Here is a 16,659-nt window from a genome sequence, read left to right on the forward strand (position 1 = left end):
AGCTGTTGGTTTTGCTACAAAAGGGGAGGAAATTTATGGAGTATAATTTTCAAGCGATGCCTCCGAAAGGCTACGCCTACGCTGAACTTTACAAAAACGCTCTCCTTAACGACGTACTCCCCTTTTGGGAAAAATATTCTCTCGATTGGCAGCAAGGCGGCTATTTCACCTGTCTGGATCGCGAAGGCAAAATTTATGATACAGACAAATTCATCTGGCTGCAAAACCGTCAGGTGTGGACTTTTTCCATGCTTTACAACCAGCTAGAAAAGCGCGAAAACTGGCTGAAGATTGCCAGCAATGGCGCTAATTTTCTCGCCAAACACGGCAGAGATAGCGATGGTAACTGGTACTTTGCCCTGACTCGTGAAGGTAAACCACTGGTTGAGCCTTACAATATCTTTTCTGATTGCTTTGCGGCGATGGCATTTAGTAAATATGCCCTCGCTGGCGGCGAAGAATGGGCAAAGGATGTAGCGATGCAAGCTTACAACAACGTATTACGCCGCAAGGATAACCCCAAGGGCAAATATAATAAAACCTATCCCGGCACACGCCCAATGAAATCATTGGCTGTACCGATGATTTTAGCCAACCTGACTTTAGAAATGGAATGGTTGCTGCCAAAGGAAACCCTAGAGAATGTCTTAGCTGAGACTGTCCGGGAAGTGATGAGCGATTTTCTTGACCAAGAACGGGGATTAATGTACGAAAACGTTGCCCCTGATGGTTCCCACATCGATTCTTTTGAGGGACGGCTGATTAATCCAGGTCACGGTATCGAAGCTATGTGGTTTATCATCGATATCGCGCGTCGCCAAAACGACACCAAAACAATTAACCAAGCCGTTGATGTGGTGCTAAACATCCTAAATTTTGCTTGGGATAGCGAGTATGGCGGATTGTATTACTTTATGGATGCAGACGGTCATCCCCTACAACAATTGGAATGGGATCAAAAGCTGTGGTGGGTTCACCTAGAATCATTGGTTGCATTAGCGATGGGTTATCGCCTAACTGGGCGTGAGGTGTGTTGGGAATGGTATCAAAAAATGCACGATTACACCTGGTCACATTTTGCTGATTCCGAATACGGTGAATGGTTTGGCTACCTGAATCGCCGTGGAGAAGTATTGTTGAACCTCAAAGGTGGCAAATGGAAAGGATGTTTTCATGTACCGCGTGCATTGTACCTTTGTTGGCAGCAATTTGAGGCATTGCAATTAGTGCGGCAGTAAACAACTCACTTAGGAACGTGAATTAAATAAAATGCAAAACTTCATCTTCTATCTAGCTTCCCTCTCCTTTATAAGGAGAGGGATTGAGGGTGAGGTAAGTTGTCGGATATAAATTGTATGTTATTTAATTTTTATTGCTTATAGGACTTACGCAAAATTATGGAAAAACGAACCGCAAAGGACGCAAAGGACACGAAGTAATAAGAGTTTGAGGAGTTTTTGCCTAAGTCCTAGCTTAGTTTAATCTCTGCTAGTGTACAAGTACTATTGGAAAGATATTTCATGAATGTTGTGACACCTAAGCGATTTACGATCGCAGAATACCATCAATTGATTGAACTCGGATTTCTCACAGAGGCCAATCATATTGAATTGATTCGAGGAGAACTAATTCAAATGACAGCAAAGGGAACACCTCATACAGTTTGTAGTTCTATCTTATGCCGTCAATTGGATCGGCTTCTAGGCGAGCGAGCAGTCATCCGTGGACAAGATCCTATCACCCTTCCTAATCAGAGTGAACCTGAGCCGGATGTTGTCATTGCACGAGGAAGAGATGAAGATTATCTTGCTCATCATCCCTATCCCGAAGATATTTTGTTAGTGATTGAAATTTCAGATAAAACCATAGATTACGATCAAACAACTAAGCTTTCATTGTATGCAGAAGCCGGAATTTATCATTACTGGATTGTCAATTTACCGGCTCGTCAACTTGAGCGTCACAGCCAGCCGTATCAGAATGCTCAAAATCAGTTTAGCTATCTCAGCAAGCAGATTTATTTATCAAATCAGTCAGTGGCGATTCCTGGATTTGAAGATGTATTATTAGACTTGAATCGGTTATTTCCAGAAGGTACTAGTGAATGATTTTGTTGGTGCGATCGCGTAAAAAAGTATTGTATCCTCTCAAATATCTTAAATGAATATGTTGATTAGAGATCCGTTTAAATACTGTTACGTTTTTTAGTTTTCTAATACATAACTACAAACTTTAGTTTGAGCGTGTGTTTGAGATTTTGGTTTTAACTTCACCACTATTTCCACATCACAACCTAAAGCATTCAAAAATCGGAACAGTCGCTCTGTTGAAAAGCCTGATAGTTTTCCCCTTACTAAAGCAGAAATCTTGGGTTGATCAACTCCCAATAGTTGGGCTGCTTCAGCTTGATTAATGTCCTGTTTAGCGATAATTTCACTGATTTGACGTGCAAGTTCTGCTTTCACAAGTAGTTCATCAGGGTTCGCTAAACCTAAATCTGCAAACACATTACCGCTACTTGCTTTTACACTGATTTCTTCAGTCATTTTTCTCTTCCTTTTGTTTCCGGCTATAGTTTTGTGCGTGATGCTCTTTTGCCCGCTTCAGCCTTGCTTTAATTAATTCGATGTCTTGCTTTGGTGTAGTAATACCGTGTTTGGATTTCTTCTGAAAACTATGTAAAACATAAATAACATCTTCCAGTTTGACTGTATAAACAGTTCTGTAAGTGTCACCATCAAAATCTTCTATAACTTCCAACACTCCAGCACCTTTAAATCCTTTGAGAGGTTTTGCTGAATCATGCTTCTCACCACACTGAGCCAAGTACAGAGCATAACCCATCATTTGTTGAACATCTTCTGGAAACTCTCTCAAATCATCAAGCGACCTTCCAACCCACTCGAGTAGCTTTAATAAAGGACTCATCTTTTACAAGATGCTAGTTTTGGCATACATATTTGGTTAATAATATCACAAACTAAATTCTACTGCGCTATCCTCATCTACATCTGCATCTTTACCCATCGCAGTAGGTTTAAATTTAGAGCCATGAATTAACTCACCAAACGCAATTCCTGGATTTTGGTAAAGAATATTCAGCACACTCATAAAATCTCGCACAATTTCCCCTGGTGTCAGTAATGCTTCTGCACCCAAGCGATTAATAATTTCTTTGACAAACTCCTTTAACTCACGATTTGTTAAAGTCTGTTCATACCCAAAATTGAGTGCATGAATCTCAGCCAAACGTTGCAAAAGCGTCAAAATTTCTGCTTCACTCAACGGATTTAACCGAATCACCGGCCCTAAATGTTCCTGAACATTAGCTTGTGCAACAAAACGACTTTCTTTTGTGCGTCTTTGCCAAGCTTGGTCTGCAAAAAGTCCGCGTTTGGGGTCTTCTAAAAATTTAGTTGTTCCACCAACGACAATCCCAAGATGTTCAGCTTTACACTGCATGGTATCGTTAAACATTGCCAGGAGTCGATTATAATTCTTTTCCCGCGTGACTGTAGTAGATATTTGATATAAATGTACAGCTTCATCAACTAAAATTAACAGTCCTTTATAACCAATTTCAGCGACAAATTTCGCAAACAGTTTTATATAGTCATACCAACTATCATCATCAATAATAACGCGCACTCCTAAAGCTGCTTTCGCCTCAACTTTAGTGGTAAATTCTCCGCGCAACCAACGCATCGCCGCATTTTTTAAATTATCATCATCCAATCGGTAGCCACGCCAATAAGCGATAATCACGCTACCAAAATCAAACCCGTGAACTAAATCTTCAATAGACTGAACGACTTCCCTAATTTTCGATTCAACTTGGTTATCAAAACCATCGTCATTCGGACGCATTTCAGTTTCTTTAACTACTTCTTGTTGAATTTTATTAATCCATCCTTCCAAAATTGAGACTAAAGCACCACCATCAGGACGAGTTTTTGTAGCTAGGTGGCTCATTAATTCTCGATAGGTAGCGACACCTTCATTATTACTTCCTGCTAATCGACGTTCCGGGGATAAATCAGCATCAGCTACTACAAAACCTTGCTCCATCGCGCGGTTGCGAAGTAGTTGCAATAAAAAACTTTTACCGGAACCGTAGTTACCAATTATGAAACGAAATGCTGCTACACCTTCTGCAATATCATCGAGATTTTGTAATAGGCTTTTGAGTTCTTTTTCTCGCCCTACTGCTATATATTCAACTCCCACTCTTGGTACTACCCCCGCACCAAGGGAATTGATTAAAGCTGTGGAGATTTTTTTCGATATTTTGAGCTTTGCCATGTCTTACAGTTTACTTTATTCTAAACGCAGAAGTAATTAGCCTTGGCGAATAGAATTCGCGGCTATAGAGACAAATACCCACCTCCGTGGGTTTCAAATTCCTAGAGTCCGCGCAGGCGGACGAGAGTTTGTGTAGCCGCAATTTATATATCAGGACTTACGCGCAAGGAACGGAAAATCGAACCACAGAGGACGCAGAGGCCACGGAGAAATAAGAGGAAAGAGAGTTTTTTTGCGTAAGTTAATTTAATTTGACGAAGCATGTCTAGCCATTCGAGCTTCATATATTGCAATCATTTTTTTGACATCATTTATATATTCTTGATGAACTTTTGGAATTTCCGAACTTGAATCAATTATTAATTCACCAATAATATCATTTGCTCGTTGATTTATAGAATCTATTAATAGATTTGGCATAGTAATGTTTGCTTCAGCAATTTTTTTAATAGCAGCATTAGGATTATCTTGTTCGACTATAGCTTTTAATACTTGTAGTTCGTATATTGGAAGATTTTCTAAAAAATTAGTCCATTCTTCGGGTAAATTCTCTGATGTATCAGCTTCCGAAGTATCTATGATTGCTGTAGTTTCCATTATCTCAGAAAAAGGAAACAATTCATTATCCTCTTCATTAGAATTATCAGACAAATGTTCTGGATTGAATGTTTCTACTTGTTGGAGTAATTCCCAAACTTGATTTTGTAATGAATCTCGTTCTTCTTGCAATAACGAAACTTGCTCTTGCAACTGCTGTAATTCGGCTTTGTGTTCTGCTAATTGGGTTTGTGAAGAATTCACGATAGCTTGGATATTTTCTCTTTCGGCTTTTGTCGCTACAAGGAATTGATTTTTTTGGGTTGTCTCAACTTCTAACTCTTGAATTGCAATTCGCAGTTCGTATAATTTTTCTTCTAATTGGGGTTTGAGTCTGCCTAAAAGAGTTAAATTGCTTTCAATTTCTTGCTTCTCCTGCTGGAGTTCGGAAATTTGACTTTGTAAATGGGTAATTTCACTACGAGATACATTACAATTCGACTCTAGCCGGCGCTTCTCTGCTGTGAGAACAGAAAAAGCATTGTTCAATTCTGTTAAATTTTTCTGCAAGTTATTAATTTCAGTTTTCAGGCTACTGATTTCAGTTTCTAACTGCTTTTTCTGTCCGGCAAATGTTCTTAATTCTCGATGTAAACTATCCCTTTGGTTACGGCTTTCTGTTACTTGATTTTGCAGTTGTTGTGACTCTGCATATAATAAATTATGATGTTCTTCAATTTGATTTATTTCTCTGACAACGCGAGCCTTCAATCCCTCCATCTCTTTAATTCGTTTGTGGATAGAACCTAAAATAAACATTTCATAATTTCTGCGTCGCTTATCTACAAATAATGCTGCTGTATAGATAGTAACGGCAGTAATTAAACCTGTGAGAAAGGCTTTATTAAAATCCCAGTTCGGGACGAGGCTAAGACCAAAACTCACACTAAAGGCAATTATCCCTAGTATAAATCGATTGCTGATCATTACTGATTGCATATTGCTGGTTTTTAGCGTAGTTAAATTATCAGAATAAGTAGCTCTCATAACTAATTCGTAATTCGTAATTCGTAATTCGTAATTAAAATGCACATAGGAAAAGGCTTAATGCTAAGTGTTGGATGTATTGTTATTTGCACCAAAAAGTTTTAAATCTGCTTTTATAAAATCAACAAACTGCCGTGCTGTGCGTCCAGAACGGCCGTTGTGGCGAGTTGCCCATTGTAATGCTTGAAATTCCAAATCTTCTTGGGTAATATTAATTTCAGCTTGTGCCGTTAGATGCTGTACAATTTTTAAATAAGTTTTTTGATCGGCTGGTTCAAAGGTCAAGGTTAAACCAAAGCGATCGCTAAACGAAAGCTTCTCTTGCATCGTATCCCAAGCATGGATTTCATCGTTATCCTTGGGGGTAGGTCTATCCACAAAAAACTCCCGAATCAAGTGGCGGCGATTGGAAGTAGCATACACAACTACATTTTGCGATCGCGCGGTTAAATTACCTTCTAAAACTACCTTAAGCCCTTTAAAGGCATCATCATCTTCTTCAAAGGAAAGATCATCGACAAATATAATAAATTTTTGTGACACTCCTCGTAAATGTTCCACAATTTCTGGTAAGTCTTTTAAATCAGATTTTGCCACTTCTAATAAGCGAAGGCTGCCTTGGGCTTTGTCCTTGCCGGAGACATCGCTATATTCATTTAACAAAGATTTCACTAAAGAAGATTTGCCAGAACCCCGACTACCGTAAAGTAATACATGCAGTGCCATCTCTCCTGATAATAAAAACTCTGTATTTTTCAGCAAAGCATCTTTTTGAGACTCATAACCTACAAGCGCACTCAGCTTAATTGGATCGGAATACCGAATACCGATAAACTGCCCAGCTTGCCAGCGTAAAGCGCGATATTCTGCAAATAAACCAGAGCCACATTGCCGATAATAAGCCGCTAACTCTTCTACAGCATCACCCCAATTATCTAACTCTTGTAGATATGTAGCGAATGTCTCTCCTCCTAGCAATTCTTGCTCTTTATACCACACTACTGGCGAAATAGGCATGTGAGCTACGCCTTGTATCCACTCACTTAAAGAAGCGCTGCTACATTCATAAAGACTTTGCAATACTTCTAAATCATGCCGAACTGCTGCTACTAAAGCTGGGGGTAAATCCTCAAATTCTCGCACTTGAGCAAGCTTTGTAAAAGGATTATCACAGAAGAGAATTTGAGTAATTAAATAGTCTTCCCAATTTTGATTTTTAGCAGCTAAAGCGTGGAAGTAACTACCGTAGGCTTGCAGACAACCCCGGGCATCGGCATCAGTGTAACGGATAGCTTGCAACAGTTCCACAAATGCCATCCCCACTTCGCCTTGCAGAACGGACTGGTACAGTAAAAGTGAGGCTGCTTGGCGCTGGAGATATTGAACCTTTGTATATGAAGAAGTATTTGCCATTGGCATCGCTTGATTATCCATCAATAAACTGTGTGGTATAGCTAAATAGCTATGGTAAATTGTCTGCTGACCCTGGCGGTAAAGTCAAAGTCTACATAGGTTTTAACAATGAATTTAAGTATAATTGCTGATGAATGCCTACGGTATATTAGCGATCGCTGGTGGTATTATTGGCTATATTCAGGCTAGAAGTAAGGTTTCACTCTTAAGTGGTAGCATTAGCGGTTTATTACTAATACTTGCGGCTTACTTTCAACTCCAAGGGCAAAGCTGGGGGTCGATTTTAGCGGTGATAGTTACTGCTGTTTTGGTAGTTGTCTTTGCAGTTCGGTTGGCTAAAACACGCAAATTTATGCCGGCGGGATTAATGACGATTTTGGGTATGTTGGCTTTGGCGGTGATGGTGAGTCAAATGGTGGGGAATTGAGGGGTGAATTTAAACGCAAAGGGAAGCGCAGAGGTACGCAAAGTTGTAGTTAGGGCAAAATTTGGTCAATCATTCGGTTCGCTTGGGAAGCATAATCGCCGCCAAATAAATTGAAGTGATTCAAAATGTGATACAGGTTATAGAGGGTTTTTCTTTGCTCATAGCCTGGAGCTAAGGGAAAGGCTTCGTTATAACTTTTGTAAAATGCTGCGGGGAATCCACCAAATAATTCTGTCATGGCTATATCAACTTCGCGATCGCCAAAATAAGTTGCTGGATCAAATATTACTGGTTCTCCTTCTTTAGTACAACCGGCATTTCCGCCCCATAAATCGCCATGTACTAAGGAAGGTTGCACCTGATGCGTCAATAGTTTAGGGATTGCTGCTAGTAATTTTTCTTCCTGGGGGAAATTTCCTCCCTTTCGCCTTGCTAACTGGAATTGATAACCCAGGCGATGTTTAATATAAAATTCTGTCCAGTCTGCTGTCCAAGTATTGATTTGGGGCGTGGAACCAATAGTATTGTTAATTTTCCAACCAAAACCTTGACTGCTGCTAGCTTTATGCATTGCCGCCAACTTGCGCCCCATCTCTTCCCAGGAATTGCTGTTACCGCTACCAAGTTCTAACCATTCCAGCACGATGTAGCTAGAATTCTCAGCTACACCCCAGCTTAGAGGTTTGGGGACGCGAATACTAGCTGTTGCTAGCATTTCCTTTAAACCCATTGCCTCAGCCTCAAACATCGCAACTTGGGATGCTTGGTTAATCTTAAGGAAGTAGGTTATCTCACCATTGGAGATAGCATAACCTTGATTGATGCATCCGCCACCAACCGATCGCCGTTGCTGACTCTGAAATTTTTCGCCAGTTACCTGGCTAATATGGGTGTCGATTTCAGTCCACATGATTTAATTGGGGAGTGGGGAGTAGGGGGTTGCCTACTGCATCATATATTTAAAGTCACAGAATATTGTACCCGTGACATTCTTCGTCGTCATCTGAGTTAAGCGATCGCGTGTATCATATTGCCGTGCTGTAGTTAATGGTGTCGTAAAATATCTGTTAATGGCAAATAATATAATAGACCTCTTGCACAAATGTAAAACTTGCCCTCATCCCCCAACCCCTTCTCCCAAAATTGGGAGAAGGGGAGCCAATTTCAAAGTCCCTCTCCCAAGATTGGGAGAGGGATTTAGGGAGAGGGTTTTTGATTTATGCAAGAATACTGATTGAGCCGATCGTAACCCTAGCTAGTCGATGAATTGGGAACCTCACACTCACCGCTTGCAGTGAGTGTGAGTAATTTACGGCTTGACGACAACTACACCATAAGCGTCTGGGGAAAGATACTCTTTGGCTGCTTGCATCAAGTCGGTTGCATTTTGGCTCTGAATATGATCTGGGTAGTTAAAGGCGGGTTCTAAATCTCCCACCAAAGACTGATAGTAGCCATACAAATTAGCGCGTTCGCTTGGTGTTTCATTGCCAAAAACAAATCTGTTCGCTACTCGCCGCTGCATACGGGCAATTTCTGATTCTGTGACTAATTCGGTTTGGACTGTGCGAATATGTTGAGCGATCGCATCTTCTACTTCTGCTAAATTTTCCACTGCACATTTAGCTGAAATATAAAATGTCCCTTGCAGCTGATTGCTCATGTTACTCACAGAAATTGAAGAAACTAATCCCCGTTCTTCTCGTAAATCCCTCACCAGTCTTGATGTGCGTCCATGTCCCAAAATTCCGGCTAAAACATCTAGTCCATAGGTGCAATCTAACTCAACCATTCCTGGAACCCGCCAAAGCATCACTAGTCTTGCTTGCTGGAGACTTTCATCTACAAATTCTCGACGGACAATTTCTGTAAATCGTGGCTCAGTCGGAAGTGGGGAGTGGGGAGTGGGGAGTGGGGAGTGGGAAGTACTAAGTTTTGTAAATCCTTCAGCAATGGTTGCAATTAATTCTTCTACGGGCAAATTGCCCACAGCTACAGCAGTAATTGACTGGGGTTGATACCAACTACTATGAAAATCTCGCATTTGTTGGGGTTTAAGTTCGGCAATCACCGATTCTGGCCCCAACACTGCACGGCGATAGGGTAGTTCATCAAAAGCTGTCTCCATCGCCCGCCGAAATGTCCGCCGTTGGGGATTATCTTCTGAACGCCTAATTTCTTCTAAAACTACTAATCGCTCCCGTTCAAAAGCATCATCAGGAATACTCGCATTTGATACTACATCTATTTGTAGTGGAGCAAGGTGGGCAAAATCTTTGGGGGCTGTGGTTATATAGTAATGAGTATAGTCTTGGCTAGTTGCGGCATTGGTAACAGCACCCCGTTCTTCAATTCGACGTTCAAACTCGCCGCTAGCAAGTCGTTCTGTTCCTTTAAAAATCATGTGCTCTAAAAAGTGAGCCATGCCGTTAATGCTATCAGATTCTACGGCTGAACCAACTTTAATCCATAAGTTGAGGTTTACAGCTTCAACTGGCATCTGCTCCGCTATGATTGTCAAACCATTGGGCAACTGATGCACGGTTGGGGTATTAAGACGAGGAAGTTTCCGCAGGGTTGAAGTCATTGCTACTTGTGTGAGGAGCTACGTTACTTCTTTATCTTATCCGTCACGGAAAATCATATAAAAAGACCTCTAAGACAATACGGTTCAGTTAAGGCTAGCACTTTTTATCAAAGTTGTTTTTTTACGAACCACAGAGGCGCAGAGGACACAGAGAGAGAAAGAAGAGAAGGAAAAATTGCTTAACTGAACTGTATTGACCTCTAAGAAGGTTTTACTATGTAAAACATGTCCCTCTCGCCCGTCGGAGAGGGACAGACTGATACTTTTGTCAAGTATAAAAATTGGAAGCATAGCCTTTCCGTGACGCAAAATTTATGCTTCCAGTAACATTCGTCGAACTAGCGAGGGTAAGGGTGATTGAAGGTTTCCCAAGCAGCAATAGCCGCTTTTTGCAGGCGAAAGCTCAAGTCTACTAAGTCTTTCATCATTAAGTGCCAGTTTCTCTCAGCTTCATCCTGAATTATCGCCCAAGAGTCTTCTAAGCGATCGCGTTCCTTCTCTTTCCTACCTTCAATCAATTCTCGTGCTTGTCGCACAGCTTTTAAATAAGTTTCACGCGTGAGAGTACCTGCTGACTCTGCTTGGCTGCGTCTTTCTAGGGCTTCAATCAGCGCGATCGCTGAAGCGATCGCACTTTATCTCCCTTAGTAAATCCCAAAATTTGTTTAATCATTTACTAAACCATCGCTTCCAATTCTTCCAAAGCTTGAAAACTTCCTACTTGCCAACTACGTTCCACGGCAGCGGGAATAATCTGAGTAATAGCTATATCCTCAAAATTAGGACTGGTATTAGATTTTATGTATTTCCCCTCTTTCAGCAAATAAATAGAAAGGTTTCCACTGTCGTAAACCCATAATTCTGCGACTCCAATGGCTTCATAAGCATCAAGAGTAGTTTTTGATGTGACATCAGTCTCAATCGCTAAATCTGGCGGCGGATCATCAGCTTGCAAGCGGCGATGACCAATCATTTGTTGATAATTCTGAATATAAAAGCAAGCATCAGGTTCAACTCCTGCTACACCTTGCCGTTTAAAAGTAGTGGAACCAAAAGGTTGATATCTGATATTTTTAGCCTTCAGTAATATTTTGACAATATCAGAAATTAAATCTTTGGGTATTTCATGTTCTGGTAAAGGAGCCATAATTTCTAAATTATCCTGGCTGTAGGCAATTCGTGTAGTTCTTTTTTCTCCTAATTCTTGTAAAATAGATTCAAATTCTTCCCAGCTAACATCTGGAATTGTCACCGTGCTACCAGGTGCTAACTGCATTTGGCTAACAGGTTTGAAAACGGGGATAGCAGCAGTCACTCGCTTCGCTCCAATTCAAAATTCACGCATTCAAAATCTATCAGGTTGCGGTGGATAATATAGCCCACCGTAACATGATAGATTAATAGAATGAGTTTAACAAAAGCGGCTAAAAGCGATCGCTTACACTTTAAACTTCTCTGTAATCCGCTTCATCGCCTCTTCGACATTCTCCCGGCTGTTAAATGCCGAAATGCGGAAGTAACCTTCACCCGCAGCACCAAAGCCAGAACCAGGTGTCCCCACAACGTTGACGCTTTCCAGCAGCTTATCAAAAAACTCCCAACTGGATAAACCATTAGGAGTTTTCACCCAAACATAAGGTGCATTCACCCCACCATAAACTGATAATCCGGCGGCTGTGAGTTTTTCGCGGATAATTTTGGCGTTTTCTAGATAGAAATTCACCAAGCCCTTAATTTGTGCTTGTCCTTCTTCAGAGTAAACCGCTTCGGCTCCCCGTTGGACGATGTAAGAAACACCATTAAACTTGGTAGACTGGCGACGATTCCAGAGTTTCCATAGTTCCACATCAGAACCATCGGCGGCAATTCCTGTGAGTGTCTTCGGTACTACGGTTAACGCACAACGAGTTCCTGTAAAACCTGCATTCTTAGAAAAAGACCGAAATTCGATCGCAACTTCTCTTGCACCTTCAATTTCATAAATTGAATGCGGAATCGATGGATCGGTAATATAAGCTTCGTAGGCTGCATCAAAGAAAATAATCGAGCCATTAGCTTTAGCATAGTCTACCCATGCCTTCAAATATTCTTTGGTTGCAGTTGCGCCGGTGGGGTTATTGGGAAAGCAGAGATAAATTAAATCGACTTTCTTTGAGGGAATTTCGGCGGTGAAGTTGTTATCAGCCGTAATTGGTAGATAAACTAAGCCTTCAAACTCGCCTTTATCATTGGCATCTCCCGTATTTCCCACCATAACGTTAGTGTCTACATATACGGGGTAAACGGGGTCAGTAACGGCAATTATGTTATCATGACCAAAGATTTCTAGAATATTGCCGGTGTCACACTTGGAACCGTCGGAGATAAAGATTTCCGAAGCATCTATATCGGCTCCCCGTGGTTGAAAATCGTGAGTAGCAATTTTTTCTCGTAACCAAGCGTAGCCTTGCTCTGGGCCGTAGCCTTTGAAGGTATTGCGATCGCTCATTTCTTCCACAGCTTTAATCATAGCTGTGCGGCAAGCCTCCGGTAGAGCTTCGGTAACATCGCCAATGCCCAGCCGAATTATTTTAGCATTACTATTCGCTTCTGCAAAGGCATTCACCCGCCGAGCAATTTCTGGAAACAGATAACCCGCTTTCAGTTTCAGGTAGTTGTCGTTAATACTTGCCATAGTAAATTATAAAAAAACGCCCTCAAACAGCTTACTGCTAATTTATGAGGGCGGGGAGAAATCAATTCAAAATTCAAAATTCAAAATTGAAGAAAAAGAATGGAGTAGATGTAGCTTCAGCTTCTCCCAGGAAGAGAAATAACTCTAAACTCCAAACTCCAAACTCCAAACTCCAAACTCCAAACTCCAAACTCCAAACTCCTAACTCCAAACTCCTAACTCCTAACTCCTAACTCCTAACTCCTAACTCCAAACTCCAAACTCCAAACTCCAAACTCCTAACTCCTAACTCCTAACTTAACAATGTCCAACTAAACATTTACTGGTTGTTTATTCTCGGCTGATGTGTAATTGCGATCGCTAATTCCGAACTGCGTAAGGGATTCTTGACCTGTAATTAATCTTGCTCCGCGATTACGGGTAAAGTAGTTCCATGCCCACTGAATCATTACTACTAATTTGTTGTTAAATTCAATTAAGAAGTAGATGTGAATCAACAGCCAAAATAGCCATGCAAAGAAACCTTTCAGCTTGATAAAACCCAAATCTACCACAGCAGAATTGTGTCCAATCATTGCTAAACTACCATAATCCGCATAAGCAAATGGTGGTAAACTCTTACCTGCAAGCCGATGCTGGACTAGTTCTGCTACATATTCACCTTGTTGCTTTGCTACAGGTGCAACACCAGGTAGCGGTTTACCATTTTGATGAGAAAAATTTGCTAAGTCGCCAATTACAAAAATATTCGGATGTCCCTTAATACTCAAGTCAGGTTCGACGATAATCCGTCCAGCGCGATCGCATTCGGCACTTGTGCGTTCTGCTAGCACTTTTCCCATTGCTGAAGCTTTTACACCTGCTGCCCATAATACCGTTTTTGAGGCAATTTCTTTAACTTCTTCGCCTTGTTTGAGGGTAACAATATCATTTTCAATATTCGTTACCAGTGTTTTTGTCTGCACAACCACCCCCAAGCGCGTCAGGGATGCTTCCGCTTCTTGTGATAACTCTGGTGCAAAGGGTGGCAAAATCCGATCCAGCCCTTCTAATAGCAAAATTTGAGCTTCTGATGTGTCGATGTTGCGGAAATCTTCTTTGAGAGTTTGATTTGCCAATTCTGCGATCGCACCAGCTAATTCTACACCAGTTGGGCCACCACCAACAATTACAAAAGTTAACCAAGCACGGCGTTTTTCTGGATCGGTTTCTTTTTCTGCGGCTTCAAACGCCGTAAAAATCCGGCTACGCATTTCTATGGCATCTTCTACAGTTTTCAAGCCGGGGGCGAATTCTTCCCAGTTATCTTTGCCAAAGTAGGAATGCTTCGCACCTGTGGCGACAATTAACGTATCGTAAGCTATTGCTTCGTCGCCCACAGTTACTTGTTTTGCTTCTGGATCGATATTATTCACCTCTCCCAGCAGCACTTTCGTATTCTTGCTCTTACTAAGCACAGAACGCAAGGGTGAGGAAATATCAGCAGGAGATAGCGCCCCTGTGGCGACTTGGTATAGGAGGGGTTGAAAGAGATGAAAGTTACGTTTATCAATCAGAGTAACGTTTACGGCCGCTTTGGCGAGTGTTTTTGCTGCATAAAGTCCACCAAAACCACCGCCAACGATCACTACTTGATGGGGTGGATTCTTGTCAAGTGAATTTACCATAAGAAATATTATCGTGTATGCCGACTATTTTAACTATTCTTAACAAATTTGTATCAAAATTGTCATCCTATCTTTTGTATTGCTCTTTACATTTGAAAAAGTTTTAAAGTAATTAAAACTACAGGATAAACAGAACTTTTCAAGATGGAGGCTCAGACAATAAGATTTGGCAATATTTTAATCACTCTTTTTATGTAGATTTATCAAAGGTAGATGTATGATTTATGCAAGCTCACTCAGAACTAGTTGATTCTGGTGTTTGTGTTAAACGTGGTGAATGAGTTCGCCGCCAACGGTTAAAGCCATAGACAAGCGCAGCAAAAATTAACAAATAGGGACTGTAAACAATTAACCAAATACCCAGCTTGAGTAAGCCAACGGAAAATACACTCAAAGAGTGAGTAGATTTATTCCAAGTCTCCTGAACTTGCAAACCAAAGGCAGGTTGTGAACTGGTGCTAGAAACTGCTGCTTCTAGGTTCAGCGTAATAGTGGAATAAGCAACTTGATTTTGTAGGCTTTTGAGTTGGGCATTAATTTGTTCTATGGTTTCTCGGACATTGCTTAGTTCTTGGGCAACACTAAGCACATCTCTAATAGAACCAGCCCGATCCATAATTTTTTGCAAATTGGCTTCAGTTTTTTGTAAGTTGGTTAATCTAGCTTGAAAATCCACCAGGCGATCGCCTACATCTTCCGCAGTAATATTACGACTATCAACAGTGCCTAATTTAGCTAATTCTTCTAAGGTAGGTTCTAGCTGATTTTCTGGTATCCGCAATTGTATTGTTGCTGTGTGACGCGAATTGTCGTTTTTGGGTTGTTGTTGTTTCAACCCGATCAAATCCCCTTGCTGTTTATTGATAATTTGCGAAACAGCATCAATAGTCTGATCTACAGAGTTGACAGTCAAAGACATTGCTGCCTTTTTGATCAGTTGGGGACGAGAACGATTTATTGGTGCAGCTTCCGTCTTTTGAGAACTGCTTTCACTAGCAGGGGCAGATGCTGGATTTGCCGCACCATCAGCTGCACTTCGAGGTAACTGCTTATTTGCTAACTGATTGGAAGAGGCGCAACTGGTAAAAATTAACCCTCCTAATAGCGCACTCACAAATAAAACAGATGTGCGCGGTAATTTAGCTGAAGCGGACATAATCTACCCCTAGACAGATGAAGTTAACCCCAGTATTACTGAAGTAAAACTCAAAGGCTGCATTGTTGCAATTTATGTAACAGGGATAAAGTTTTGTCCAAAATCCAATTATTCTTCAATTGATGCTTTTTGCTGAGAGAAACTTGCTAACTCGGATGCTAAAGTCTCTTCTAATACATCTATAATTGCGTGCGGATCGGTAGGGGACTTCATCAGTTCAGCCTCCGGGTCAGAGCGATTTTTGACATTAGGAATATCCTGGCGTAATTCCTCAACCAAAGCGATGAGTTTAGCGATTTTCTGCTCAGAGAGCAGGTTGAGTTGAAGACTAAGCTGCGCCCGTTGCTCTGCTAACTTTTCTTGTCGCTCTTGTTTAATCAATACCCCTGTTGTCACCAACAATGAACCCGTACCCAGTGAAAATTGTAACCAAGCAAATGGAACAGGATCAAATTTTGGTATGCCCAAACTTCGTGGTAAGACATTGGGTGTTATCCACAGAATAATCCCAAGCAGGATGCTATACAGGAATATAGGACGACCAAAAAAAGCAGTTACCGTTTCTACAACCCGCTGGTGTTGTGGTACGTCTTTTTCGGAACGTCTGTGCAATGCGATGATAGTCTCGATATTTTTACTAATAGATTCCGGTAATGGGGCAGTGGGCAGAATGTTTTGACGGGGCTTTTCGCACGATCCTTGCGGTGAATCTTTTGGATTTGGTTTATCTTGGGAGAGCATTGGTAGTCTGACTTGATGAATGATTACTTCAATTTACTAACCCAATTTAAACCATTCACAAAGATTACGACTCCTCAACCACCCCCACAACAGCACTCTTCATTACAA

14 protein-coding genes and 2 pseudogenes are annotated in these 16,659 nt (G+C 41.2%); 3 read left to right on the top strand and 13 right to left on the bottom strand.

Annotation, left to right across the window (positions count from 1 at the left end; translation table 11 throughout):
- Positions 1 to 35 precede the first annotated feature (35 nt).
- Positions 36 to 1,238: an AGE family epimerase/isomerase gene (locus V7K73_RS11550; protein ID WP_334880002.1), complete on the top strand. Its 1,203-nt coding sequence runs from the start codon at positions 36 to 38 to the stop codon at positions 1,236 to 1,238.
- 282 nt (positions 1,239 to 1,520) lie between these two features.
- A complete protein-coding gene (locus V7K73_RS11555) occupies positions 1,521 to 2,108 on the top strand; it encodes a Uma2 family endonuclease (RefSeq protein ID WP_334880004.1) in 588 nt (195 codons plus the stop codon).
- 96 nt (positions 2,109 to 2,204) lie between these two features.
- Here the strand turns inward: V7K73_RS11555 and V7K73_RS11560 are convergent, their stop codons facing one another.
- From V7K73_RS11560 to V7K73_RS11580, 5 genes are all read right to left on the bottom strand, one after another.
- Positions 2,205 to 2,546: a helix-turn-helix domain-containing protein gene (locus V7K73_RS11560; protein WP_334880006.1), complete on the bottom strand. Its 342-nt coding sequence runs from the start codon at positions 2,544 to 2,546 to the stop codon at positions 2,205 to 2,207.
- Complete coding sequence (locus V7K73_RS11565) at positions 2,539 to 2,928, bottom strand: type II toxin-antitoxin system RelE/ParE family toxin (RefSeq protein WP_334880007.1); 390 nt, start codon at positions 2,926 to 2,928, stop codon at positions 2,539 to 2,541. The genes V7K73_RS11560 and V7K73_RS11565 overlap by 8 nt, the downstream gene beginning before the upstream one ends.
- Before the next feature lie 45 nt (positions 2,929 to 2,973).
- Entirely contained in the window at positions 2,974 to 4,302 is a 1,329-nt protein-coding gene (locus V7K73_RS11570) for an ATP-binding protein (RefSeq protein WP_334880009.1), read from the bottom strand.
- A 246-nt stretch (positions 4,303 to 4,548) separates the two neighbouring features.
- Positions 4,549 to 5,886 (bottom strand): tellurite resistance TerB C-terminal domain-containing protein, encoded by a 1,338-nt coding sequence (locus V7K73_RS11575; RefSeq protein ID WP_334880011.1) that lies wholly within the window; start codon positions 5,884 to 5,886, stop codon positions 4,549 to 4,551.
- 63 nt (positions 5,887 to 5,949) lie between these two features.
- Positions 5,950 to 7,320 (bottom strand): ATP-binding protein, encoded by a 1,371-nt coding sequence (locus V7K73_RS11580; RefSeq protein ID WP_334880013.1) that lies wholly within the window; start codon positions 7,318 to 7,320, stop codon positions 5,950 to 5,952.
- Positions 7,321 to 7,407: 87 nt separating this feature from the next.
- On the opposite strand from V7K73_RS11580, the pseudogene V7K73_RS11585 reads away from it, so the two are divergent.
- A pseudogene (locus V7K73_RS11585) lies at positions 7,408 to 7,726 on the top strand (TMEM14 family protein).
- A 49-nt stretch (positions 7,727 to 7,775) separates the two neighbouring features.
- Here the strand turns inward: V7K73_RS11585 and V7K73_RS11590 are convergent.
- From V7K73_RS11590 to V7K73_RS11625, 8 genes and pseudogenes are all read right to left on the bottom strand, one after another.
- Positions 7,776 to 8,636, bottom strand: coding sequence for a fructosamine kinase family protein (locus V7K73_RS11590; protein WP_334880017.1), 861 nt, complete (start codon positions 8,634 to 8,636; stop codon positions 7,776 to 7,778).
- 399 nt (positions 8,637 to 9,035) lie between these two features.
- Positions 9,036 to 10,313, bottom strand: a complete 1,278-nt coding sequence (locus tag V7K73_RS11595) for a M16 family metallopeptidase (RefSeq protein ID WP_334880019.1) — start codon at positions 10,311 to 10,313, stop codon at positions 9,036 to 9,038.
- Positions 10,314 to 10,651: 338 nt separating this feature from the next.
- Positions 10,652 to 10,927, bottom strand: a pseudogene (locus tag V7K73_RS11600) (hypothetical protein); the annotation flags it as partial.
- A gap of 62 nt (positions 10,928 to 10,989) precedes the next feature.
- Complete coding sequence (locus V7K73_RS11605) at positions 10,990 to 11,628, bottom strand: Uma2 family endonuclease (RefSeq protein ID WP_334880021.1); 639 nt, start codon at positions 11,626 to 11,628, stop codon at positions 10,990 to 10,992.
- A 123-nt stretch (positions 11,629 to 11,751) separates the two neighbouring features.
- Positions 11,752 to 12,987 carry an LL-diaminopimelate aminotransferase gene (locus tag V7K73_RS11610; protein WP_334880023.1) on the bottom strand — a complete coding sequence of 412 codons (1,236 nt, stop codon included), beginning with the start codon at positions 12,985 to 12,987 and terminating at the stop codon, positions 11,752 to 11,754.
- A 311-nt stretch (positions 12,988 to 13,298) separates the two neighbouring features.
- Positions 13,299 to 14,654, bottom strand: coding sequence for an NAD(P)/FAD-dependent oxidoreductase (locus V7K73_RS11615; RefSeq protein WP_334880025.1), 1,356 nt, complete (start codon positions 14,652 to 14,654; stop codon positions 13,299 to 13,301).
- A 232-nt stretch (positions 14,655 to 14,886) separates the two neighbouring features.
- Positions 14,887 to 15,810, bottom strand: coding sequence for a DUF4349 domain-containing protein (locus V7K73_RS11620; RefSeq protein WP_334880026.1), 924 nt, complete (start codon positions 15,808 to 15,810; stop codon positions 14,887 to 14,889).
- A 108-nt stretch (positions 15,811 to 15,918) separates the two neighbouring features.
- Positions 15,919 to 16,551 (bottom strand): DUF1003 domain-containing protein, encoded by a 633-nt coding sequence (locus tag V7K73_RS11625; protein WP_334880028.1) that lies wholly within the window; start codon positions 16,549 to 16,551, stop codon positions 15,919 to 15,921.
- Between the last annotated feature and the right edge of the window lie 108 nt (positions 16,552 to 16,659).

Source organism: Nostoc sp. (assembly GCF_036916975.1).
Lineage (GTDB): Bacteria > Cyanobacteriota > Cyanobacteriia > Cyanobacteriales > Nostocaceae > Nostoc.